General features: G+C 60.1%; 16 protein-coding genes. 11 read left to right on the forward strand and 5 right to left on the reverse strand.

Annotated elements, in window-relative coordinates:
* The first annotated feature begins 96 nt into the window (after positions 1-96).
* The 5 genes from vccA to VSP_RS39785 all read left to right on the forward strand — a co-directional run bounded on the left by vccA (position 97) and on the right by VSP_RS39785 (position 7,764).
* Positions 97-4,218 carry a Verru_Chthon cassette protein A gene (vccA, locus tag VSP_RS21365; RefSeq protein WP_081452895.1) on the forward strand — a complete coding sequence of 1,374 codons (4,122 nt, stop codon included), beginning with the start codon at positions 97-99 and terminating at the stop codon, positions 4,216-4,218.
* A 54-nt stretch (positions 4,219-4,272) separates the two neighbouring features.
* A complete protein-coding gene (gene vccB, locus VSP_RS21370) occupies positions 4,273-4,770 on the forward strand; it encodes a Verru_Chthon cassette protein B (protein ID WP_009963244.1) in 498 nt (165 codons plus the stop codon).
* A 14-nt stretch (positions 4,771-4,784) separates the two neighbouring features.
* Entirely contained in the window at positions 4,785-5,867 is a 1,083-nt protein-coding gene (gene vccC, locus VSP_RS36585; RefSeq protein WP_009963246.1) for a Verru_Chthon cassette protein C, read from the forward strand.
* A 47-nt stretch (positions 5,868-5,914) separates the two neighbouring features.
* Positions 5,915-6,499 (forward strand): Verru_Chthon cassette protein D, encoded by a 585-nt coding sequence (gene vccD / locus VSP_RS21380; protein ID WP_009963248.1) that lies wholly within the window; start codon positions 5,915-5,917, stop codon positions 6,497-6,499.
* A gap of 335 nt (positions 6,500-6,834) precedes the next feature.
* Positions 6,835-7,764 carry an ankyrin repeat domain-containing protein gene (locus VSP_RS39785; protein WP_009963249.1) on the forward strand — a complete coding sequence of 310 codons (930 nt, stop codon included), beginning with the start codon at positions 6,835-6,837 and terminating at the stop codon, positions 7,762-7,764.
* Positions 7,765-7,862: 98 nt separating this feature from the next.
* On the opposite strand, the gene fabG is transcribed toward VSP_RS39785, so the two are convergent.
* Positions 7,863-8,609, reverse strand: coding sequence for a 3-oxoacyl-[acyl-carrier-protein] reductase (gene fabG, locus VSP_RS21390; RefSeq protein ID WP_009963251.1), 747 nt, complete (start codon positions 8,607-8,609; stop codon positions 7,863-7,865).
* A gap of 96 nt (positions 8,610-8,705) precedes the next feature.
* Here fabG and VSP_RS21395 point away from each other — a divergent pair, with 96 nt between their 5' ends.
* Together VSP_RS21395 and VSP_RS36595 are read left to right on the forward strand one after the other, a co-directional pair.
* Positions 8,706-9,308 carry a TPM domain-containing protein gene (locus VSP_RS21395; protein ID WP_044133625.1) on the forward strand — a complete coding sequence of 201 codons (603 nt, stop codon included), beginning with the start codon at positions 8,706-8,708 and terminating at the stop codon, positions 9,306-9,308.
* 17 nt (positions 9,309-9,325) lie between these two features.
* Positions 9,326-10,357 (forward strand): N-acetylmuramoyl-L-alanine amidase-like domain-containing protein, encoded by a 1,032-nt coding sequence (locus VSP_RS36595; RefSeq protein ID WP_081452640.1) that lies wholly within the window; start codon positions 9,326-9,328, stop codon positions 10,355-10,357.
* Between the two features lie 413 nt (positions 10,358-10,770).
* On the opposite strand, the gene VSP_RS21405 is transcribed toward VSP_RS36595, so the two are convergent.
* The 3 genes from VSP_RS21405 to gyrB all read right to left on the reverse strand — a co-directional run bounded on the left by VSP_RS21405 (position 10,771) and on the right by gyrB (position 16,721).
* A complete protein-coding gene (locus VSP_RS21405; protein ID WP_009963254.1) occupies positions 10,771-11,145 on the reverse strand; it encodes a DUF2237 family protein in 375 nt (124 codons plus the stop codon).
* A gap of 222 nt (positions 11,146-11,367) precedes the next feature.
* A complete protein-coding gene (gene gyrA / locus VSP_RS21410) occupies positions 11,368-14,043 on the reverse strand; it encodes a DNA gyrase subunit A (RefSeq protein WP_009963255.1) in 2,676 nt (891 codons plus the stop codon).
* An 83-nt stretch (positions 14,044-14,126) separates the two neighbouring features.
* Positions 14,127-16,721, reverse strand: coding sequence for a DNA topoisomerase (ATP-hydrolyzing) subunit B (gene gyrB / locus VSP_RS21415; protein ID WP_009963256.1), 2,595 nt, complete (start codon positions 16,719-16,721; stop codon positions 14,127-14,129).
* 241 nt (positions 16,722-16,962) lie between these two features.
* Here gyrB and VSP_RS21420 point away from each other — a divergent pair, with 241 nt between their 5' ends.
* The 4 genes from VSP_RS21420 to nadA all read left to right on the forward strand — a co-directional run bounded on the left by VSP_RS21420 (position 16,963) and on the right by nadA (position 21,543).
* A complete protein-coding gene (locus tag VSP_RS21420; protein ID WP_009963258.1) occupies positions 16,963-18,402 on the forward strand; it encodes a dihydrolipoyl dehydrogenase family protein in 1,440 nt (479 codons plus the stop codon).
* A gap of 81 nt (positions 18,403-18,483) precedes the next feature.
* Positions 18,484-19,002 carry a bactofilin family protein gene (locus VSP_RS36600; RefSeq protein WP_232289500.1) on the forward strand — a complete coding sequence of 173 codons (519 nt, stop codon included), beginning with the start codon at positions 18,484-18,486 and terminating at the stop codon, positions 19,000-19,002.
* A 135-nt stretch (positions 19,003-19,137) separates the two neighbouring features.
* A complete protein-coding gene (locus VSP_RS21430; RefSeq protein ID WP_029190649.1) occupies positions 19,138-20,295 on the forward strand; it encodes a polymer-forming cytoskeletal protein in 1,158 nt (385 codons plus the stop codon).
* A gap of 306 nt (positions 20,296-20,601) precedes the next feature.
* Positions 20,602-21,543: a quinolinate synthase NadA gene (nadA, locus tag VSP_RS21435; protein ID WP_009963262.1), complete on the forward strand. Its 942-nt coding sequence runs from the start codon at positions 20,602-20,604 to the stop codon at positions 21,541-21,543.
* A 921-nt stretch (positions 21,544-22,464) separates the two neighbouring features.
* Here the strand turns inward: nadA and VSP_RS36605 are convergent.
* Positions 22,465-23,913: a hemolysin family protein gene (locus VSP_RS36605; RefSeq protein ID WP_009963263.1), complete on the reverse strand. Its 1,449-nt coding sequence runs from the start codon at positions 23,911-23,913 to the stop codon at positions 22,465-22,467.
* Between the last annotated feature and the right edge of the window lie 6 nt (positions 23,914-23,919).

The raw sequence follows: 23,919 nt of genomic DNA on the forward strand, positions 1-23,919 counted from the left end.
ACATCGTACTCACCGCGATTCATTCTTATGAACCTGGAGCAGTCCATCACTACCACGGGTAGCAATATGCGGGCGCAGCAAAGAACCTCTTCCGGCATGGCCTTGATCTCCGTGCTCTGCGTTTTGGCGCTGCTCATGGTGCTGGTGCTTGCCGTGCTCTCCATGAGCCGCACGGAGACGCGCGCCTCATCATCGTACGCCCGCATCACGGATGTGCGCACCCTGGCGGACCTCCCCGTGAATGTGGTGATGGGCCAGATCCGGCAGGCAACTTCCGGCCTGGGTGATGGCAAGTCGTGGACCTCCCAGCCTGGCATGATCCGCGTGTTTGGTACAGAGCCAGGCCCTTCGAATCGCGCCAGCCTCATCCAGGCCTATCGCCTCTACTCTTCGGATGCCATGGTGACTGGGGCCGCCTTTGACTCCACCACCGAGGCGGCAGGTCTCAATGGATGGGAGACCAGGAAGGCCCACTTCACGGATCTCAACGAGCCGGTGGTCACGCCTCTTGCTTCCGGCACGCAGACCTTCCTCAGGAAGACCTTCCCCATCATGGACGTGAGCGTCTTCGACTCCAATGCCGACGGGGTGGCTGATCTTGTTGGCAGCAGCGACGGCCGCATCGACGGTGCCCGTATCCTCTCCGCCCTTCCCGGCACGGACGCCTCCCACCCGCTGCCCATGCCCGTACGCTGGATGTATGTGTGTGAGGACGGCCGTCTGGTGGTACCCACGGGCGAGCAGAATGGCGAGGCGCTCTTTGATGCCTCCGTTGTCACCACCGCCAATCCCATCACCGGCCGCATTGCCTTCTGGACGGATGACGAGTCCTGCAAGGTCAACATCAACACCGCCAGTGAAGGAGTGCCCTGGGATGTGCCGGTGGGGACCTCCTGGCAGGACCAGAACTGGGCCAAGTTCATGCCAGGGCAGAACGAGTTCCAACGCTTCCCCGGGCATCCGGCCATGACCTGCCTCAGCACGGTGATGAAGAGCTTCGATCCCGCCTTCACCCGCCTCACCCAGCAGATGAGCTCCGCCTACACCGCAGGCACGGGAGAGGCCAGCTATGCCAGTCCAGATTATTTCAAGAACCTTTACGACATGCTGCCCCGCACCAACTGGGGAGAGCAGGGTCAAAGCTCCTGGGCCGGAACGAGGGCCGTCACCGTCAACACCGGACTCCCGGTGAAGGCGGAGCGCATCTTCGCCTCCGTGGATGAGTTCTTTTATGCCTCGAACCTGGATTCAGGCAAACGCAAGTCGAACGACTCCGCCAGCCGCGTGGATGGCGATGAGATCCGCATGGCCCGCGCCTTCCTCACCGCACACAGTCGCGCTCCGGAGACCAATCTCTTCAACCGCCCCCGCCTCTGTCTCTGGCCCCTTTTTGCGGATCCCAACACCCGCAACCCCAAAGACCGGCTCATTGCCTTCGCTGCCACTTCATCCGGGCAGACCGCCGCGTGGTACCGCGCCCAAAAGTGGGTTTCTGATTCCAACCCTGGCTCCTCGCAAAGCCCGGATGCGGACTTCAATCTGCAACACAACCAGCAGATCTTCTCGTATCTTCAGTCCCTCACCGCGAAGCCCGTGCCTGGTTTTGGCACCGACACGTTTGTCACCAAGTATGGCGAACTGAACCGCAACCAGATCCTCCTGCAAATGTTCGACCTGCAACGCTGGGGCGTGAACTCCTGGTACGCGGAACGCAATGCCGCCGGGTCGATCGACTTCACGAAGAGCTACGCCTACGTCCCGCCCCGCGCCTATGTGAGGCAATCCGGCGGCTTGGTCGGCGAGAGCTCGGCCCTGCCCACCAAGGTAAGCGCCTTGCCAGACGGCGGCCCCGTTCCCCCGGATGGACTCAAGGCCTTCGGCCGCTGGCCCACCGTGGTCGAGGTGGCCGTGGTCTTCATGCCAACAGAGATCAGGGCCAAGAACAACACCGTGCTGCGGGACAGCTTCGACCCGATCGAGGTGAACAAGGCCAAGTTCGAAGGCGTGCAAAACCTCTACGCAGACAGCGGCGAACCCGCGCAGAAGTGGGCAGACCGAACCCTCAAGATGCGGCCCTACATCATCATCCAGCCCTTCACGCCTGTGGTGGGCATGCCCCCCTACAGCGCGAACATCCGCTACCGCATTGAGGGGCTGGAGTCCTGGAAGATCAACGGCACCACCGCGATGTTCGCCGACATTGGCACCCTGAACACCGTTCGCACAGAGCGCTCCAACAGCAGCACCGATGAAAATGCCCATATGACCTCCTACACGGGACTGCAGGCGATCATTATGGACAAAAAACCGCGCGAGCTCGCGGGCGCTGCGGATGAAAACAACTGCTACCCCTTCATCGGCCGGGAGATCCCAGTGGACCCCGACCAGGGCACCTTCACCTTTCCCGGCAATCCCGGCGACGACGGATCAAAACAGGAGATCACGATCAAGATCTACTCGGGCTACGGTCCGGCACCCGGCCCCAACGACACGCCGCTTCAGACGATCAAGATGCGCTTTCCCACCGTGAAGCTGCGCACGCCGCGGCTTTATCTCGGCGAATGGAAGGACACACCGCTTATGGGCCTCCAACGCCGCATTGACCAGGGCAGCTTCCAGTCAGAAGTGACCCGCCCTGGTGACGTCATCCGTTCCGTCGTCGTGAATGCCGCACCCACCTCCCCCAGCGGTGGAGACTACCGCATCATCTGCGCCAAGGCTTTGGTGACTGCCGATCACTACAAGCCTCATCCAGAATACTTCTATGATGCCGACGGAACGAAGGGCAGCTTCGTGTACGAGGCCCAGAGCTTGCGGCTGGCCTCCAAGACCCATACCGGCCACTATGGCCACCCCAACATTGTTGCACCGGGCTACTTTGACAGCATTGCGGACGGAGCCCAGCACTCCTGGCAGACCGCGGGGTGGGAATGGACCGGCGCCTCCCCCAATCTCTCCAGCACCAAGCCCTATGGCCTGTTGAGGGACGTCTTCTACTGGCAGGACTGCCAGCCTGCTGGACCGATCAAACTCAACGGGGCCTATAATTCATTGAACCGGCCGGGTGACTGGGACAACGGCATCGGCCGGGTGGAAGACGGCGCCTACATCAACAAGCCGGATGAAGGCGGCTATGATGGCAGCGCCAACAAGTACTTCGAGCGTGGAGGATTCGCCGAGGACAGCGGCAAGGCCTACTCCCCCAACCGGCAAATCGCCTCTGCGGTTGCCTTTGGCTCGCTGCCCAGTGGCGTGCTGGGGAATGCCACCACCGCAGTCTCCCGCCCCTGGCAGACCCTCCTCTTCTGCCCCAACCCTCACTCCCGCAGCACCCTGGCGCTTCAGCAACCCGTCGCAGCGGATCACTTTGGTTTCACGCTCCCTCGGGATCACCTGCTTCTGGACTCCTTCTGGATGCCCATTGTGGAGCCCTATGCCATCAGCGAGCCCTTCTCCACCGCTGGCAAGGTGAACATGAATCACCAGATGCTGCCCTTCACCTATCTGCAACGGGCCACCGCCCTGCATGCCGCCCTGCGCAGCGTGAGAGTACGAGCCATGCCCGCCGCCCTGGCCTGGGTGGGAAACAGCGACCGGACCAACTACCGCGACATCACCAATGGCGTGGAGGAGTGCTACAAATCGTCCGGCCACTGGATGAAGTTTGAGACCACCTATGACGTGAATGTGGCGGAGACACTCAAGGCGTTCACCCACCGCTTCAACACCCAGAAAGACGTGTTCCGCTCGGCCTCGGAAATCTGCGAAGTCTTCCTGGTGCCGCAGATGATCCCCGGCCGCACCTACAGCACGGCAGCGGGCGGCAAGCCTTCCCGCAATCCCCAGTACGAGGAAATGACCGACTGGTGGAACGGCGCCCTGAACACCCAGAAGGATGCCATGGAACTCACCGGCGACAACACCCGGGAGTCACCGTACAACCAGCTCTACCCGCGCCTCACCACGCGGTCGAATGTCTTCCAGGTGCACTATCGCGTGCAGTCGTTGCGGAAGTCCCGCTCCACCAGCGCCAACCGGTGGGATGAGACGCGGGACATGATCTCCAGTGACTACCGCGGCTCCGCCATCCTGGAGCGGTACCTCGACCCCAACATCACCGGTCTGCCCAACTTCATCACCAACCCCGGCAACTCCTCAGCCGCCCTGGACGACCACTACCGTTTCCGCGTCATCCAGCGCAAGCAGTTCGCCCCGTGACATTCCGTCCTCCCTTCATGCACCTCTACCCTCAATCAAGCACCGCCACTCCCCATGAAACCAGTTTCCCCCGACGTGCGAGCCCGTCTGTGCCGGGCCCGCTTTGCCTCCGCCTTCTCCCTTGTTGAGGTGACCCTGGCGGTGGCCGTGACGGCCACCGTGGCCATGACCCTCCTGGGCCTCCTCCCGGCGGGCCTGGATGGCATGCGCCAGTCTGCCAACACTGCCGCCCACGCCCGCATCCTGCAGACGCTCGCCGGCCAGGCCCAGATGAACACCTGGCAGGAAATCACCAGTTCCGGCTACGCCAGCCGCACTTATGCCTTCGATTATCAAGGAGGTGAACTGGAAAGCCTGGATAGCGCACAGGTCACCTACCTGGCCAGGGCCCGGGTGCAGAATGCCCCACCCCTGCCCGGCAGCACGGCCACCAATCCCCGGCTGCGTCTCCTCTGCATCGAGGTCGTCACCGGCTCCAGCCCCGCAGACTTTGGCACCCCGCGCTGCAACACCTACGCCACGCAGATCGCCCAGATGGATGACACCCCCTGACTCCCGTTGCTTCCATGAACCGCCGCCTGCACACCCCCGCCTTCACCCTGCTGGAGATGCTCGTCTCCATGACCATCACCTCCATCCTGCTCACGCTCATGGTGCAGATCATGGGCACCACCCAGCAGACCTGGCAGCGCACCAAGTCCCAGGCCGAGGCCTTCCGCAGCGCGCGTGAGGCCTTTGAGAGCATCTCCCGCCAGCTCTCCCAGGCCACCCTGAACAACTACTGGGACTACAACGACCCCAACCAGCCCACCTACTACCAGCGGCAGTCAGAACTGCACTATGTGTCCGGCCCGGCTTCCACCCTGCTCACCTCCATGGCCAATCCCACCATCGGGCACAGTGTGTTCTTCCAGGCCCCCCTGGGCGTGGATCATCTGGATCCCGCCACCCAACCCGGCGCCGGGCTTGACCAGGCCCTGAACGCCTGGGGCTACTATGTGGAGTTCAACTCCGACCTTCCCACCCGACCCGGGTTCATGAATCAAGCCTCCCCCACCCATCCGGAAAAGCGGCGCTTCCGGCTTATGGAGTTCCGCCAGCCTTCGGAGAACTTTGATCTCTTCAAGCTCCCCGCCAATGCCACCGCAGGCACCCGACCGGCCCTGCATGCCGCCGCCACCGCCACGGATCTGTACTCCTGGTTCCGCACACCTTTGCAGAGCCGGTCCGAGCCCCTCGCAGAGAACATCCTGGCCCTCATCATCCGCCCCACCTTCCCCGGACAACCCACCCCGCCGGATGACTACCTCTATGACACACGCAGCTGCCAGCTCTCCAGCGGCAATATCTCTGATGTGGATGCCGCCCGCCGTCACCAACTGCCTCCGGCCATCCGAATCGTGCTCGTGGCTCTGGATGAAAGCTCCTGGCTCCGGGTGGAGCACGATGAAACCCTCTCCACAGAGCTGGTGAATCTCGTCAACAACGAGCTCTTCACCCGGCCCGCCAAGCTGGAGGACGACCTGACCGAACTCTCCGCAACCCTGACCACCATGAACCTGCAACACCGCATCTTCAACACCACAGTCTCCATCCGCGCCGCCAAGTGGCATACGGAGAAACAGAAGAATCCCACGACCACACCGTAGCCGCAGTGGCAGATGGACCACACCAGATCACCCGCCTGTTTATTTCAATGAACCCACCCTGTCTCACCCCGTGCCCCCTGCCCCGCGGATTCACCCTGGTGGAGCTCATCGTGGTGATCGCCGTGGCCAGTGTCATCATGAGCCTCTCCATCGGCGGGCTCAACCAGTCCCTGCAGTCCCAGCGGCTCAGCGCCTCCGCCACCCGACTCGCGGGTGAACACGGTGCCGCAACCCTTCAGGCCGTGCGGGAGAATCGCAGCCTCGAGGTCCGCCTGCTCCGCCGCACACTGGACATCAGTCCCGCCAACCGTCTGCGGGGTGTGCAGATCTATGCCGTGGAGCCCACCACCGGCCAGTCCAGCCCCGTGGGCGAGCCCATTTTCCTCGATCCCGGTGTCGTGGTGCTGGAGAACGAAGTGCACTCCACCCTGCTCAAGCACAAATCCACGACCATCCCCGACGGCTACTACACGCTCAAGGCCTCCGGCACCACGGATCTGGACAAAGGCTCCACCGACCGCTGGTGCCTGACCCTCGCACTGGAAGAGGAAATAAAAGACGAGACCACCCCTCCCCCCAACCACCGCGTCCTGGTCATCAATCCCCACACCGCCGCCGTTCAGCTGTACTAGGGCGTGTGCAAGAGATAATCCAGACTTGAAGGGCCCTTAAACCCTGCAGTGCGAATGGTCAGTCGAAGCTCTTCCTCGAAGAGGATGTGGCCACAAGCCCAACGTTGGGCGAGCTTCAAGCGAGTCTACGTTGGGAAGATGAGGTTCGGGAATCTACTCCGAAGGAGTTGTGGCGGTCTGGCTCGCTACGGCACCAAGGTCCATTGACAGGATCAAGCCTCGCCGCGTGCGGAGCCTGCCCGAGAAACTCAACCGCATGTCCAAAGAGAGGCTCACAGCCACACTTGATTTTTGGCGCATGGAACACCTATAATTGCCACACTACCCCGACCCCTATGTCCTCCGATTCCATCGCCCGCATCAAGAACGACTTGGAACTCTACGTCCGCACAGGAAAGGTGGAAAAGTTCCTGGAATGTGTGAAGGCCCTTCAGGAAGCCGGTGAGGAGTTCCTCGTGGATGCCAACTACGGCGCCAGCGCCACCCTGCTGGAACATGCTGCGGGCAGAGGGCAGCCGGAAACCATCAAGGCCCTGTTGACACTGGGTGCCGAGGTGGACCGCCCCAACAGCCGCGGCGAGACCGCTTTGATGCACGCCGCTTTCAAAGGAAGCCTGCCTGCCGTGAAAGTCCTTCTGGAGGCGGGCGCTAATCCCAAAGCCCGTGACCGCAGACGCAAAACCGCGTTGGACGGTGCCTTGTACACCAAGTCCACCGAGGTGGTGGCCCTACTCGCCAGCCTGGATACCCAGCCCGACCCCATCGCCACGTCCAACTGGTGGGCCACCGCCCCGCCCGAGGTGGCCACACCCCTGCGGCAGCTTCTGGAGACAGTCGCAAAAGACGGGTCGCGCGGTGAAGTTCTTGAGCCTGGCGCGATCGCGCGCACGCTGCCCCAGCTCAAGGTCCCCACCTGGTGGGAGGGCCTCGTGACGTCGCTCCCGCTGGCCGGAGTAGAATTCGCCTGTCCTTCACCAGAATCGCCTGACGGCGAGTACGCCCAGTTCCTCAGGCTTGATGGGATGGAGGAAATCACCTCCGACTGGGAGCACGTCATACCGACCTGGCAGGAGGAACGCCTCTATCCTATCGCAATGGCCTCCAACGCTTGCTACTGGGTCGTTCCGAGCGATGGCGGCCTCAACAGTCCCGTGAACTATTGGGACCAGAGCGGCCACTGGGTGGTTCCCGGAAGTCCCACCTTCGCCGCTTGGCTGGAATCCGCCCTGACTCTGCGCAACAAGTGGCGGGAGTACATGAACTGAGGACTGCCACGAAAAAGGGCGAACGTGCTCACACACGTCCGCCCCGCAAAAACTGAACTACTGGTTCACCGAATTACCGGACCACCGTTTTACCGGAATCACATCACCATGCCGCCATCCACCGCCAGCGTCTGGCCCGTGATGTAGCGCGCTTCGTCGCTCGCGAGGAAGGCTGCGGCGTTGGCGATGTCCACCGCCTCACCGAAGGTGGCGAGCGGGATCTGCTTGAGCACCCCTTCCTTCTGGGCGTCGTTCAGTTCATTGGTCATGTCTGTGACGATGAACCCGGGAGCGATGGCGTTGACGGTAACGGCGCGCCCCGCAAACTCGCGGGCCAGCGATTTGCTGAAGCCAATGAGGCCAGCCTTGCTCGCCGCATAGTTGCACTGGCCAGCATTGCCGATCAGACCAATGACGCTGGCCACGTTGATGATGCGACCGGTCTTTGACTTGAGGATGGAGCGCTGGAAGGCTTTCACAAGATTGAATGCCCCTTTGAGGTTGGTGTTGAGAACGACATCCCAATCCTCGTCGCTCATGCGCAGGGCCAGGCCATCGCGCGTGACGCCAGCGTTGTTCACCAGAATGTCCACGCTGCCCAGATCGGCCAGCACCTGTTTGCCCATCGCCAGCACGGCGGCGGCATCGGCCACATCCACAGCATACGCCTTCGCGGCTCCCGGATAGGCAGCATTGATGGCCTCGGCAGCTCCTTGGGAACTGTTTTCCGTGCGGCTGACGATGGCAACCTTCGCGCCTTCTGCGGCAAAACGTTCTGCGATGGCACGACCGATCCCACGGCCAGCACCGGTGACTACTGCGACTCGATTGAGGAGCTTGCTCATTCAAGGTCATTAGCGAAGCCCGGGCGGGCTTGCAACCCAGAATGCGGCACCATTCCTTCTTCTTGCTCTCGCAGTTGCGGCGGTTACACTCCCCTCATGCGGTGCCCCGTTTGTCAACAGAGCCTCCATGAAGTCTCCCCGGCGTGCCCGCATTGCAGCTTCGATCTCACCATTGCCGTGCAGCACCTGGGCATGGTGCCACGGTTGCGACCAGACGTCACGGATCTGGCAGGCATGCTCACGCCAAGCCAGACTGCGGAGCTTCAGGAGATGATCCGCCAAAAAGAGCGACGTTTCCCGCAGCTCCAGTTCGCCTGCGTCACCCTTCAGATCCCCCCTCAGGTGCCGCTGCGAGCCTATACCTTTTGGCTGCTCAATCGCGGCAGTCTGGTCAGCGCCATGGAAAAGGGGGGTGGCTGCCGTATTGTGCTCTTCGTCCTGGAAATGAACCAGATGCAACTGTGCTGCATGCTCGGCTACGGCCTGGAGCCCTTTGTAAACCAGTCCACCCTGGAGCAAATCGTCCAGTCGGCACAACCTCTGCTTGCCGGAGGAGATGCCGCTGGTGCCTTTCAGGCCTGCTTGGAGCACGCCGACCTAAATCTGACGGCTATCAGCCGAGCCATTCCCGCCATCTACGGCCTCCACGAAGAAAAAGTCGCCTCAACATTGAGCGCGGAGGCCGAGTTTGCCTACTAAGTAGCCAGCCTCGCCCTATGGCCCAACGATCCCCTTCCCATTCGTCCGCCGTTCCCCGAAGCCGCCTCGTCCAGACCGCGCTGGGCGCATTTGCCGCCTTTTTCCTGGGAATGATCGGTCAGTATCAGGCTCAGGCCCGCGAGTACCTCCCCCAATCCGTCACCTTCAAAGGGGAGGACAAATTCCAAGCCCTGGTGGCGAGAGCGCTCCGGGAGAACTGGCGCGCCCTCCCCATGGGCGAACGAGTGGCCCAGTTCGGCCTGGCCCTGCGCGGCACCCCATACGTAGGGTACACCCTGGAGATCGACAACAAGATCGAGTCCGCCTCCTGCAACTTCAACGGCCTGGACTGCTGGACCTACTTCGAGACCGCGCTCGGTCTGGCCCGCATGATCGGAACCCCCAAGCCCGCCTACACACCGAGCGACCTCCTCGCCGAGATCGAGTGGACCCGCTATCGAGGAGGCGTCTGCACTGGATTCTACTTGGAGCGGATCCACTACCTGGCGGAATGGTGGTATGACAACGAAGCCCGTGGGAATGTGCTCAACGTCACCTCAGACGTGGGGCCCACCACCCCTCTGGTCGGGAGAAAGTGTCAGGAGATGACCGTGCTCTGGAAAGGCTACCGCTACCTGAAAAATGATCCCTCGATGCTGCCAGAAATGGGGCGCATCGAGCGCCGGGAAAGCTCTCTCCCCTTCAGCTACATCCCAAAGTCCAAAGTGGCGGCGATGGAAAAGAACCTCCAAAACGGGGACATCATCGGGATCGTCACCAACCAGACCGGGGGCCATTGCTCCCACGTGGGACTGGCCTACCGCACGAAGGACGGCGTCCTCCACTTCATGCACGCCTCCAAGAACCACAAGGCCGTCGTGCTGGATGACTCCCTCTCCACGTACCTGAACCGGTTCAAGTTCCATGCCGGTATCATCGTCGCCCGCCCCCTGCCCCGCACTGCCACGATCATCGACCCCACCCACTACGCGGACCGCCTTCAGTACATCACCGGCATGCCTCCGCTGGTCGTTGCCAGGAAGGGTTAAGGCGTAGCCTCCGTCCCCCGAGCCGCAGCTCTGCCACTTCTCGCGAATGAAATCGCAACCAAAGAAAGCTCGCGGCCGCACTTGTGAAAGGGCGGAGATCGCGCGGCCCCGAACCGGCCACTCCACCCGCTGCGCACCTTGTGGCCGGACCGCGTTTTCACAAACGCAGCCACACTGACTTCTTTGGGCGCTTTGTGATCTGAAGCACTCATCTCGCAACTCGTGGCTGCACTTGTAAAAGTGCGGAGGTCGCGCGGCCCTGAGCCGGACACTCCACCCGCTGCGCACCTTGCCGCCGGACCGCGTTTTCACAAACGCAGCCACACTGACTTCTTCGGAGGCGCTTCGTGATCCGAAGCCCTCCAACTCGTGAGTTCCCAGGAACACATCCCCAGAAGCACCCGGCACCCCCCCTACTTGGCTTCCTGGTCCTTGAACTCAAAACGCTTTAAATCTTCCAGCGAGACAAACTCCAGAGCCGACATGTGGGTGGCTTCCAGCACCACATCCGGTGCCCAGCCCGCCTCCAGGGCCTCCTTCCAACGGGTCACGCAGAGACACCATTTGTCCCCGTTCTTCAACCCACTGAAACCCCATTCCGGAACCGGGGTCAGCAGGTCATTCCCACAGGCCTGTGAGAAAAGGAGAAAGTCATCCGTCATCACCGCACACACTGTGTGCAGACCACGGTCTTCCGATCCGGTGCGACAGTATCCATCCCGGTAAAAGCCGGTCAGGGGCTTCTTGCAGCAGCACTTCAGCTCAGTACCCAGAACATTGGTTGGCATGGCAGCAGAAATTTTGAGGTGCGAAAGATCCGAGAGGAATCTCCTGCCCGAAGGAAGGAGACACACTGACAATATACCATCGCATGCACTTCAAGAAAAGGATGCTCTACTTCAAGTTGTTTCGACAAGTCATCAAAATTTAAACGCCTTCCCTCATCCGGAAGATCCGGTGAAGGAAGGCGTTGTGAATTTTGAGTCTGCTGTGCGGACAGGAGAAAAAACCTAGGAAACCTCAGCGTTGTCGTCGCCAGCGGCGGCGTCACCCACAGTAGTTTCCGGGGAAGATGCACTAGGATCGGAGGCCTCAGATGCCTCCACTGCGGAAGCCCGCCCCTCCGCACCCAAGATTTCACCTTCGACTTTCTCTTCGTCGTCAGGAATAACCTTCGCCACATCCTGGATGGTTTCACCCTCGCTCAGGTTCATGAGCTTCACACCTTGGGCATTGCGGCCCGTCTGGCGGATATCCGCCACCCGGATGCGCACGCTCTGACCACTGCTGGTCATGAGCATGAGCTCGTCATCTTCATGCACCGCCATGGCTGCCACCACGTTGCCGGTCTTCTCGGTCACGTTCATGGTGGTCACACCTTTGGCACCGCGGTTGGTCTTGCGATATTCTTCAAACGGCGTGCGTTTACCCAGGCCGTTCTCCGATACCACCAGAAGCTGAGCGGTCTCATCCACCGCTGTCAGTGAGACAACGTGGTCGGTCTCACCCGGGCGAATGCCCATCACGCCGGCAGCAGCGCGGCCCATGGGGCGGATGTCCGTTTCCTCACACTTCACGCACATGCCCTCACTGGTGACGAGGCAGATTTCACTGGAACCATTGGTAAGGATGACCTGGATCAGGTCATTTCCTTCATCCAGCTTTACCGCGATGATCCCGTCCTTGCGGATGTTCTTGAAGTCGGCCAGCTCGGTCTTCTTCACCGTGCCATCCTTGGTCGCAAACAGGACGAAGCGGTCCGAGCGCCACACGCCCTCATCGTGGTCACTGTCTGCTTCGAGACGGAGCACGGCGGCAATCTTCTCCTCAGCCCGGAGGTTGAGCAGGTTCTTGATGCTTCGCCCCTTGCCTGTTCGCGCCATTTCAGGAACCTGATAGACACGCTCCACATACACACGACCTGTATTGGTGAAGAACATCAAATAGTCATGCGCGCTCGCGGCAAAGAGGTGCTCCACAAAGTCAGCTGCATCATCTTCACCCGCCGCCTCCCGCGTCTCCATGCCCTTCAGACCCTTGCCTCCCCGTGCCTGCGTGCGGAACTCGCTGGCCAGCGTGCGCTTGACGAAGCCACGGTGCGTGATGGTGACGATGTTGCGCTCGTTGGCAATGAGATCCTCAATGTTGATCTCGCCTTCCGCGGCTTCAATCTTGGTGAGTCGCTCGGTGCCGTACTTGGCGCGGATGTTGCCCAGCTCATCCTTGATGATGGTGAGCACACGGCTCTCCTTCGCCAGGATGTCCATCAAGTCCGTGATGGTATTAAGCAGGGCTTCGTAGTCAGCCTGAAGTTTTGTCCGCTCCAGCGCCGTCAGTTGATAGAGGCGCAGGTCGAGGATGTGCTTCACTTGAAGGTCCGTGAAGACATACCGGCCGCTGCGAATGCTCGGCTGGGAGCGGATCAGGATCCCCAGCGACTGGGCGGCTTCCAAGGTGAAGGTGTAGGCCTTGATCCGGCTTTCCGCCTCATCACGACTCGAAGCCGTTCGGATCATCTTGATGAAGTCATCCAGCTGGCTCAGGGCCAGCAGGAGCGCTTCAAGCTTCTCGGCATCGATCTCCGCCTGCTTGAGAAGGTACTTCGTGCGCCGGATGATCACCTCGCGGCGGTGCTCGATGTAGCAACTGATCGCATCCTTCAGCGACAGCAGGCGCGGCCGACGATTGTCGATCGCCAGCATGTGTACTGAGAAGGTCGTCTCCAGCGAAGTCTGCTTGTAGAGATTGTTCAGCACCACCTGGGGGCGGGCTTCTCGACGCAGATCCACCACCACACGCGTGTTTTCATCCGACTCGTCGCGGATGGCCGTCACTTCAGGAATGATCTTCTCAGAGGCCAGCTCACCAATGCGTTTGCACAGTTCCGCGCGGTTCACACCGTACGGAATGGCGGTGATGATGATCTGGGGCTTGGTGCCCGTTTCCGAGATTTCGGCATGGCCGCGAATGCGCAACGAGCCGTGCCCGGTCTCAAAGTAATCACGGATGCCCGCGGTACCCAACAACGTACAGCCCGTTGGGAAATCCGGGCCCCGCACGTACTGCATCAGTCCCTGCAGGGTGATTTCAGGGTTGTCGATCTGTGCGCAAATGCCATCCACGATCTCCCGCAGATTGTGCGGAGGCAGGTTCGTGGCCATGCCCACAGCGATGCCGGTGCCGCCGTTGACCAGCAAGTTCGGAAACGCGGCGGGAAACACCACCGGCTCAGTGAGACGTTCATCGTAGTTGGGGACGAAATCCACCGTCTCCTTCTCCATGTCGTCCATCAGGTGCCCGCCCAAATGGGTGAGCCGGGCCTCCGTATAACGCATGGCCGCCGGAGGGTCACCTTCCACGGAGCCGAAGTTCCCCTGCGGATGCACCAGCGGATCCCGCATGGACCACGGCTGCGCCATGTTCACCAGGGTGGGGTAGATCACCGCCTCCCCGTGCGGGTGGTAGTTCCCTGAGGTATCACCGCAGATCTTCGCACACTTCATGTGCTTCTTCGGCGGATAGAGCGAGAGCTCGTGCATCGCATACAGAATGCGGCGCTGGCTCGGCTTGAGTCCGTCTCGCACGTCGGGCAGGGCGCGCGAAATGATGACGGACATGGAGTAGTCGAGGAAAGAACCTTTGAGTTCCTCTTCTACATTGATGGGCTTGATGTTGTCTTCGCTCACAAGAATGGGCAGTGCGATGTCGGTGCAAAGAACGCCGGTCTCACCGGCAGCTCTGCGGGGTCAGATGGTCAGCCGGGCGTCTGTCACACGTCCAGGTTGCGCACATTGAGCGCGTTCTCTTCAATGAAGATCTTGCGGGGCTCCACGATGTCCCCCATGAGAATCGTGAAGATACGGTCCGCCTCAATCTCGTTCTCCTCGTTGAGGCGCACCCTCAACAACTTGCGCGTCTTCTGTTCCATGGTGGTCGTGTAGAGCTCCTTGGCGTTCATTTCCCCCAGACCTTTGAATCGGCGGATTTCCAGCCCACGGCGGCCGATGTTCATCACCCCTTCCAGGATGCCGGGCACGCTGAACACAGGATGCACTCTCGCATTGTCCCCCTCACCTTCCACCAGCTCAAACAAGGGCTTGTCCTGGCTGCTGTAGTGGTCCAGGGAAAGGCCCAGCTCGGACAGCTGGCCCAGGAGCTTTTTGATCGAGTTTGCCTCATGAATCTCCACGAGCCGGGCACGACGCGTCCGGCCGTCCTTCACGGCCGGCTTCTCCGCCACCGGGGGTTCAGCAGCCTCCGTTCCCGCCACCACGGGCGGCGGGTCGATGGAGCGGCCAAAAAGGCCCAGATCCGCATTGGCGTGGGCAAACTCGGAAAGCTCCCTGTCACCCAGGAAATAACTCACCATCTCCTCATTGCCATCGCGAATGCGCACCAGGAAGGCGGGCATCGCCCCCGTTTCCGGATCCCGGCACTGGATGTACTTCTCAAAGTCGCCCCCGTTGCGCCGGATTACCTCATTGAACCGTGAGAGGCGGGACAGCAGGTCCAGGATGGGCTTCAGTTTGTCTTTCTCCATCATCGGATTTTCACCCGAATCCGTGAGCACTCTCAGGCGCACCTCTTCCGCGCCCAGGTCGATGAGGATGTGGTTCAACTCCCCGTCATCCTGCACATACTCTTCGCGCTTGCGGCGCTTCACGAGGTAGAGCGGCGGCTGGGCGATGTAAATGTAGCCACGACGCACCAGCTCTGGCATCTGGCGGCAGAAGAAGGTGAGCAACAGCGTGCGGATGTGCGAGCCGTCCACGTCAGCATCGGTCATGATGATGATCTTGTGGTAGCGGGCCTTTTCCAGCCGGAAGCTGCCTTCGTCCGCACCGTCACCGATCCCGGTGCCGATCGCGGTGATCATGGCCTGGATTTCGCGGTTCTGCAGCGCCTTGTCGAGCCGCGCCTTCTCCACGTTGATCAGCTTGCCTCGCAGCGGCAGGATGGCCTGCACACGGCGGTCGCGGCCCACTTTGGCGGAGCCACCGGCGGAGTCACCTTCCACGATGAAGAGCTCGCTCTTCGCCGGATCGCGCTCCGTGCAGTCCGCCAGCTTGCCAGGGAGGCCACCACCGGTCATCACACTCTTGCGCACCGTTTCACGCGCCTTGCGCGCGGCTTCACGTGCGCGGGCCGCCGTGAGGATCTTGTCGATGATGCGCTTGGCCACTCCAGGATTCTCATCCAGGAACTGCTGCATCCCCTCATAAACCACGCTGCTCACCGCCCCCTCCACTTCCCCGTTCACCAGTTTCCCCTTGGTCTGGGAGTTGAAGCGCGGGTTCGGCAGCTTCACGGAAAGGATGCACACCATGCCTTCGCGGCAGTCTTCTCCGGTGATCGGCGGATCGCTCTCCTTCACCATTTTGTTCGCTTTTGCGAACTGGTTGATCGCCCGCGTCATGGCACTGCGGAAGCCGCTCAAGTGCGTGCCACCATCCGGGTTCGGGATGCTGTTGGCAAAGCACAGCATCTGCTCCGAGTAGCTGTCGTTATACTGCAACACACAGTCCACAAAGCAGATGTCCTGCTTGTCTTCCACTTCGATGAAGCGCTGCCCACGCAGCACCACCGGCTTGTCATGCACCAGCACCTTGTTGTCGCCAAGCTGCACCACAAACTCCACCACACCGAACTTGTAGAAGAAAGTCTCCTCGCGGATGGGCTCAGGCCGCTCATCCTTCAGCACGATGATCACCCCGGGGTTCAGGAAAGCAAGCTCACGAAGCCGGTTCACCAGCAACTCAAACCGAAATTCTGTGGTGGCCGTGAAGATCTCGGCATCCGGAAAGAATGTGATCTTTGTGCCCGTCCGGGTGGGGTCTTCCAGATCTCCCACCACGGTGAGCGGCTCCGTCGTCTTGCCACGGGAAAAGGAAATCGCATGTGCCTTGCCACCGCGATAGACCTCAGCCTTGAACCACTCCGAAAGCGCGTTTACGCACTTCGCCCCCACCCCGTGCAGACCGCCAGAGTACTTGTACGCCCCCTGGCCGAACTTGCCGCCTGCATGCAGATTGGTCAACACCAACTCCACCGTCGGCACACCGAATTTCGGGTGGATTTCCACCGGAATCCCGCGGCCATCGTCTTCCACGGAGCAGGATCCATCGGAATGAATCGTCACCGTGATGGTCTTGCAGAAGCCCGCCAGATGCTCGTCAATCGAGTTGTCCAGCACCTCAAACACGCAGTGGTGGAGGCCTCGCTCGTCGGGATCCCCGATGTACATTCCCGGTCGCTTGCGTACCGCCTCCAGGCCCTCGAGTTTGTCAATTTGCTCCGCACCGTAGGCCTGATTGTCAGCGATGCCGGTGTTGAAGGTCTCAGGGGTGTTATTGTCGTCAGACATGGGTCGTTGGCTCAAAATACCGACCCCGAAATGAGCGCTGCGGTCGCGAGCAGGCAAACCATCGTGCCATGCCGCAAATTAAGCGCCGCCAGCGGGGTAGATCAGTTTAGCGAGCGGGCACAGGAGCGCCAATTTTTTTTACGTTTTTGGGCGGGAAAACTGGTGGTTTTTCCCGGGAAAACACCCCCTGTTCCCTTCGTTTCTGCTGGTTCGTATCCAGAACGCCGTTACATACCCTCCCATGCACCCCGATACCGACTTTGATTTTGCCGTCTTAGGTGGCGGCAGCGCCGGTTACGCCGCCGCCCGCGCCGCCGTCGCCCTGGGCTTGAAAACCGCCATCATCGACGGTGCCGAAGAGCTCGGCGGGCTGTGCATTCTGCGGGGCTGCATGCCCAGCAAAACCCTCATCGAATCCGCCAACCGCAACCTCGTCATCCGGAATGCTGCCGCCTTCGGCCTCCAGGCCACCTCCCAAGCGGTGGACACCCGGGCCATACGCCAGCGGAAGCGGCACCTGATCAGCGACTTTTCCGGGTATCGCCAGCAGCAGATCAACGATGGCAGATTCACCGTCATTCGAGGAATGGCAAAGTTTGCCCAATCCCCAGACAATGCCGTGAACCTCAAGGTCACTCTCAAGGACGGTCAAACCCGCCGCCTCACGGTCGGGACCGCCCTGATCGCCACTGGATCGGTCATCAACGTCCCCTCTGTGCCCGGCCTCCAGGAAACAGGGTACTGGACGAGCGACACCCTGCTGGACGCAGAGAACATCCCCTCATCGTTCGCCGTTCTAGGGGGCGGTGCCATTGCGCTTGAAATGGCGCACTACCTCGAGGGAATCGGCCGCGAGGTATCTGTGATCCAACGCAGCCCCCACCTGCTCACCGGCATGGACACCGATCTCGCTGCGGTAGTCCATGGTGCGTTTGAGAGACGAGGCATGAGAATCTTCTGCGGCACGCGCCTCCTTCGTATGGAAACTGCTCCCGATGGCAAAAAGCGTGTGTATTTCCAACACGCTGGAGCGGAACAAGTGTCTGAAGCCGCAGAAATTTTAGTGGCTCTGGGAAGAAGGCCGGCAACAGGCAATTTGGAAGCTGGTAACATCGGCATAGAGCTGGATCGAAAAGGACAAATTCCTGTTTCTCCAGAAATGATCACAAGCCATCCGCGAGTGTTCGCCGCAGGTGATGTGACTGGCCCTTTGGAAGTGGTGCATCTTGCGATTCAACAAGGCGAAGTCGCAGCAAAGAACGCTGCAAGCACACTTAAGAACCAGCCCTGCAAACATCGCATGGATTATCGTTGCAAACTCTTTGGAGTCTTCACACATCCGCAGGTGGCCGTGGTGGGACTTTCCGAGGCAGAAGCACGTGAAAAACGCGTCCCTTATCTCGTCGCCAGCTATCCCTTCAATGACCACGGCAAATCCATGGTGATGGATGAGATGGAAGGCTTTGTGAAGCTGTTGGGCGACCCTGAGACGGGAGAGATTTTGGGTGGCTCCGTAGTGGGTCCGGAGGCCACGGAACTCATCCACGAAATCGCCATGGCCATGCACCTTGGCGCCACAGCAGCTCAGGTGGCGACAGCCCCCCACTACCATCCAACACTTAGTGAAATATGGACTTATCCCGCAGAGGAGATTGCGGAACAAATGGATGCGAAAATTTGACCAGAGAAATAACTCCATGGGCCTCAAAAACATCCGAGTGATTGATTGACACCCTTCCCCCCGAATGATTACTTTTTCCTAATGCTGAAACAAATTATCGGACAACCCTCGGAAGGCATGAAAGATGAACGGCGCAGCGATAATTCCGCCGCTTCTCCTGCCCATTCCGGCGCAGCACACTCCCCCTCTCCCACAACACAATCACCAAGATCGTCAACCCAACCACTCATGACCACCAGCAAGAACGTTCTCGCCAACGACGTCGAAATCAAAGGATCCATTAAATTTTCTCACGACCTGATCATCGACGGAAAGATTGAAGGTGAAGTCAGTTCAGATGGCGCATTGACCGTTGGTGAAAATGCGTTGATCAAAGGCGAGATCAAAACCCGCGCAGTGACCCTTTTCGGAAAAGTTGAAGGCAACATCACCGTACAAGAACGTTGTGAACTCAAGTCAAATGCCGTACTGGTGGGTGACGTGACCGCAGCAACCTTGGCGATTGAAGAAGGAGCTACTTTCCTGGGCCGGTCCCAGGTGGGCAAAGGCGCTGCCGCCAAGGCAGCGAACAGCGGCTCGGGCGGCTCCCAGAAGCCCTAATCCCCAACCCTTTCTAAAGACGTGCTTGGAAAATTTCTAGTCAGAGAACCTAAAGACGAGAAATCCGCACTCTCAAAAAATCAAATCGAAGTCACTTGCCCCATTTGTGGCGCGGCTCAGCGTGAGCCGCGTCTGGTGGTGACAACCTTCTGCAAGAAGTGCGGGGAACACCTGCGGATCGAAAAGCAGCGTGCAATTGCCTCGTCCCAGTGCAACCCGAATCCCAGCGCAGTCTTTCCTGCGGTGATGGATGTGTCGGCCAAGGATCCCCTCCTGGCCGAGCTAAGAAAAACGGACTCCCCTGCCACTCCGGAGTCCCCGCCGTCTCAGCCTGAAACGCAGGCTCCGGCAGAGTTCAAGGCGCTCCTCCCGACCGACGCCCCCCTCCAGGAGGAATTACCTCTTGGTCTCGGCGACATGATGGGCTTCAAGGAAGCGGAACCAGCAGCCCCATCGCTGTTTACCGGAGCCCAAACGCGCACCGGACTCCGTCCACGCCCCCAACCCCAAGTGCCTGCGCCTCAGCCACTTGGGCTCGCCGCGCTCAAGAAGCCAGCCTACCTGCAGCGCACAGAAATTTCAGAAAAAGCCGAACGCCCCAAGCCTACTGGCGAGGTGCAGGGCCCCATGGCCCAGAGCACCTTCCAGAAAATGAAGGAGCAGGGCTACTACCGCCAACAGTACTTCAAGGAAGTCGAATGCGGAAAGTGCCAGCACAAGTTCAAGGTCGGCCGCTCCGCGAAATCCACCACCTGCCCTTCGTGCTCCGCCACGATCTGCATGGAGGATTTCGACATCAATCTCGACTATAGCACCCCGATCGACACCCGTGGAGATGTGCTGATCCGCCGCAACGGCGTTGTGAAGACCACCGAAATCCGCTGCCGTGACCTTCGCGTGCAGCAGGGCCAGGTGAATGCCAGCCTCTTCTGTAGCGGAGACATCACCCTCAAGACCTCCGGCTTGATCGAAGGTGAAGTGCGGTGCAACCGGTTGGTCATCGAAAAAGGCAGCGAGGTCCAGTTCGCGAGAACCATCCAGGCCGCCGAAGTCGAGATCCAGGCCAAGGTCATCGGAAGCATCCAATGCACCGGCCGAGTCCTGCTCACAGGTACCGGCAGTGTTCAGGGTGACGTCACCGCCCGCTCCATCGGCATTGATCCCGGCGGCGAGCTCGACGGCTCCATGAATATTCTCCGGGTAGAGCCAAAAGTGGAACCCAGCGCGCCACGCCAGGTCAGCGCCTCATCCCTGGTCACAGGATGCGGCCCAGCCACCAAGTCCACCCCCTAGTCACTTTCGAACCCGAAGCCCCCGCTTCGGGTTCGTTTTTTTGGCATCCTTGGTAAATCTCACTCCGGCCGCACATCCCGGAACCGGTCAACTGCGCCCAGAACAGGTGTGGCAGCATGATTCATGATTTTTTTAGCTGGCTGTTGAACCCAATGCCGCACCGCTGGAGTTTGTGAAATGATCCATTGGGTGTGAGCCGTTTACAGCGGCCCGACCCACAAGCCTGCATAGGCTCGTCACAGAGATGGCCAGTCCTTTGACCCGCGGTTGCAGCTTGCAGATTGGTGCGTTCGTACCATATTCAGCATGGTTCAAATCGCCGCCCCAAGCATCACCGAAGAGATTCTCCGGCTGAAAAAGCAACGCAACGCCATTATCCTTGCTCACAACTATCAGAGTCGTGAGATTCAGGAACTGGCCGATTTCGTGGGCGACTCCCTCGGACTGGCTTACAAGGCCAAGGAAACCAAAGCGGATGTGATCTGCTTTTGCGGCGTTCACTTCATGGCAGAGACCGCCAAGATTGTGAATCCTGAAAAGATCGTCGTCCTGCCTGACGCCAACGCCGGCTGCTCGCTTGAGCAAAGCTGCCCTGCCCCGCAGCTTGAGAAGTTCCTCGAAGTCCACAAAGAGAAGAACTACTACGTGATTGCCTACATCAACTGTAGCGCCGGCGTCAAAGCCCTCAGCGACTGCATTTGCACCAGCGGCAATGCGGTGAAGATCGTAGAAGCAGCCCCCAAGGATCGCCCCATTCTGTTCGTGCCGGATCAAAATCTCGGCGCTTGGGTCATGGAGCAAACCGGCCGCAAAATGGATCTCTGGCAGGGCGCCTGCTACGTGCACGTGGAATTTACCCGTGACAGCATCAACCAGATCAAAGCGGAATACCCGGACGCAAAGGTTGTGGCCCACCCAGAATGCACCTACGCCGTGCGCCTCCTCGCCGACGAAGTCTGCAGCACGGAGAAAATGGTGCACTACTGCCGCGAGAGTGAGGCCGAGAGCTTCATCATCGTGACAGAAAGCGGCATGCTGCACCGCCTGGAGAGGGAGGTGCCCAACAAGCGTTTCATCCCCGGTCCCACCGGACACTGCCGCTGCGCCGACTGCCGCTACATGAAGATGAACAACCTCGAGAAGCTTCACGACTGCCTCCTCAATCTGCGTCCTCAGGTGGAAATGGCCGAAGAGGTGCGCAAGCGCGCCGAGAAGCCGATCCTGCGGATGCTGGAGCTGAGCCGGTAGGAGCTTAGTTCCGCGAACTTACAGCCAGGGAGACGGAGGGAGCCACGCTCTCACGTCTCCCTTCTTGTTTCCTCCCCCTCCCCTGACCTTATGAGCACCCGGCTGACCATCGTCATTGCCGCACTGCATCTTATTTCCTGAATCCCTGCCTCAGGATTATAAAATACCGGAGCAACCTTCCGAAGGCACTTCCATCTCAGACGCACTCGTAGCTGCATTCGTGAGAATGCGGTTCACTCCTCAAACCTCCCACGACGTCGCCACCGCTCACGCCCGTCCACCGGCCTCCTCACCACCGCGTTCTCACGAACGCAGCCACAAATTCCCTCCCGCAACACCGCACCAAATGCACTCGTAGCTGCATTCGTGAGAATGCGGTTCACTCCTCAAATTCCCCACGACGTCTCCACCGGCTCAAGCCCGTCCACCGGCCTCCTCACCACCGCGTTCTCACGAACGCAGCCACAAACTCCCTCCCGCAACACCTCATCAGAGGCACTCGTAGCTGCACTCGTGAGAGTGCGGTTCACTCCTCAAATTCCCCACGACGTCTCCACCGGCTCAAGCCCGTCCACCGGCCTCCTCACCACCGCGTTCTCACGAACGCAGCCACAAACTCCCCCCCGCAACACCGCATCAAATGCACTCGCAGCTGCATTCGTGAGAATGCGGTTCACACCTCAAACCTCCCACGACGTCTCCACCGGCTCAAGCCCGTCCATAGGCCATCGCACCCTCCGCGTTCTCACGAACGCAGCCACAAATTCCCTCCCGCAACACCTCATCAGAGGCACTCGTAGCTGCATTCGTGAGAATGCGGTTCACGCCCCAAACGGCCCTCGTCGCCGCCATCCCTCAAGCCCGTCCATAGGCCATCGCACCACCTCTCGGTCCCAGGCACGCAGCCTCACAGTATGACACCTAGTGACGAACTTCCTCAGGGGCTTCAAGCACTTCCCGAGCTGCCTTTTCCTCTTCGTCTTCAGGCAGCAGTTCTACACGCTTGAAATGGAGCTGGGCAACACGGCGGGCCTCCACCTTGGTGGCGGTCACCTCATAGTTCTCAATCCGCAGCATCTCACCCTGCTTGGGGAAATGCCCCAGGAAATGAGTCACATAGCCGCCGACGGTGGTGACCTCATCACTCTCCAGCTCAAGATCTGTCAGATCATTGAGCTCATAGAGATTGAGCATACCCTCCACCTCAAACTCCTCGGTGTTGATACGGCGGAATTCAGGCTTCACCGGAAGGTCGAATTCGTCCTGAATGTCGCCCACGATTTCCTCCACGACGTTGTCGAGCGTGACGATACCCACCCCGCCGCCGTACTCATCCACCGCCAGCGCAAGGTGGGCATGCTTTTCCAGGAAAAACTTCAGGAGCTTGTCGATGGGCATCATCTCCGGCACGAGCAGCAACTCGCGCTTGATCCGGCGAAGATCACTGCCGTCCTTGCCACCCTCATGAACGAGTTTCAGAATATCCTTGATGTGCACGAGGCCGATGGTGTGATCCAAATGACCCTCCACCAGCGGGAACCTCGTGTGCTTGGACTCAATGGCGAGCTTCAAGCTGGACTCGAAGGGCTCATCCACGTCCAGGGAAATCACATCCTTGCGCGGCGTCATGACATCGCGAACCGCGCGATCATTCAATGCCAGGGCGTTCAGCACAATGTGCTTCTCGGTCTCGGTCACTTCCTCGGACCGCTGACTTTCCGCGACGATGTGCTTGAGCTCCTCTTCAGAGTGCACACGCTCCCCCTCCGCCACTGGGTCGAGCTTGAAAACCACACGGAGAATCCAGTTGGCGGTGCCGTTGAGCAGGAAGATCGCAGGCTTGAGCACCACATAGAAGAGGTGCAGCGGCCGGCTGATCAGCAGCGTGGTGGCCAGTGCCTTGCGAATGGCCATGGACTTGGGAGTCAACTCACCCAGCACCACATGCAGGAAGGTGATGATGGCAAAGCCTGCACCCCAGCCAATCCCGCGCACCACCGCTTCACTCTCCAAGCCCACCTTAAACAGAAGTGGCTGGAGCATGTGGGACAGGTAAGGCTCGCCCAACATGCCCAGGGCAATACTGGCAAGAGTGATACCCAGCTGCGTGGCAGAAAGATAAGCGTCCAGATGACGCGTCACAGAACGGGCAAACTTGGCCCCGCGATTGCCTTCGTCGATCTCCTCCTGAAGCTGACTGTCCCGAACCTTGACGATCGCGAACTCCGCAGCCACAAAGAACCCGTTCAGGAGCACGAAGAACATGATCACCGAGATCTGCCACAACACCTGGGCCCCGGTGAGATGCCACTCTCGCACCACCGGTTCGGCGGTGCTGGCGAGGACAATAGTGGAAAGAGAGAGAATCATGAGTCG

Origin of the sequence: Verrucomicrobium spinosum DSM 4136 = JCM 18804 (assembly GCF_000172155.1) — a bacterium.
Lineage (GTDB): Bacteria > Verrucomicrobiota > Verrucomicrobiia > Verrucomicrobiales > Verrucomicrobiaceae > Verrucomicrobium > Verrucomicrobium spinosum.

Excerpts from the sequence above, each read along its gene's own strand:
- vccA (WP_081452895.1), top strand. The coding sequence starts at position 97 with ATGGCCTTGATCTCCGTGCTCTGCGTTTTGGCGCTGCTCATGGTGCTG.
- vccB (WP_009963244.1), top strand. The coding sequence starts at position 4,273 with ATGAAACCAGTTTCCCCCGACGTGCGAGCCCGTCTGTGCCGGGCCCGC.
- vccC (WP_009963246.1), top strand. The coding sequence starts at position 4,785 with ATGAACCGCCGCCTGCACACCCCCGCCTTCACCCTGCTGGAGATGCTC.
- vccD (WP_009963248.1), top strand. The coding sequence starts at position 5,915 with ATGAACCCACCCTGTCTCACCCCGTGCCCCCTGCCCCGCGGATTCACC.
- VSP_RS39785 (WP_009963249.1), top strand. The coding sequence starts at position 6,835 with ATGTCCTCCGATTCCATCGCCCGCATCAAGAACGACTTGGAACTCTAC.
- fabG (WP_009963251.1), bottom strand. The coding sequence starts at position 8,609 with ATGAGCAAGCTCCTCAATCGAGTCGCAGTAGTCACCGGTGCTGGCCGT.
- VSP_RS21395 (WP_044133625.1), top strand. The coding sequence starts at position 8,706 with ATGCGGTGCCCCGTTTGTCAACAGAGCCTCCATGAAGTCTCCCCGGCG.
- VSP_RS36595 (WP_081452640.1), top strand. The coding sequence starts at position 9,326 with ATGGCCCAACGATCCCCTTCCCATTCGTCCGCCGTTCCCCGAAGCCGC.
- VSP_RS21405 (WP_009963254.1), bottom strand. The coding sequence starts at position 11,145 with ATGCCAACCAATGTTCTGGGTACTGAGCTGAAGTGCTGCTGCAAGAAG.
- gyrB (WP_009963256.1), bottom strand. The coding sequence starts at position 16,721 with ATGTCTGACGACAATAACACCCCTGAGACCTTCAACACCGGCATCGCT.
- VSP_RS21420 (WP_009963258.1), top strand. The coding sequence starts at position 16,963 with ATGCACCCCGATACCGACTTTGATTTTGCCGTCTTAGGTGGCGGCAGC.
- VSP_RS36600 (WP_232289500.1), top strand. The coding sequence starts at position 18,484 with ATGCTGAAACAAATTATCGGACAACCCTCGGAAGGCATGAAAGATGAA.
- nadA (WP_009963262.1), top strand. The coding sequence starts at position 20,602 with ATGGTTCAAATCGCCGCCCCAAGCATCACCGAAGAGATTCTCCGGCTG.
- VSP_RS36605 (WP_009963263.1), bottom strand. The coding sequence starts at position 23,913 with ATGATTCTCTCTCTTTCCACTATTGTCCTCGCCAGCACCGCCGAACCG.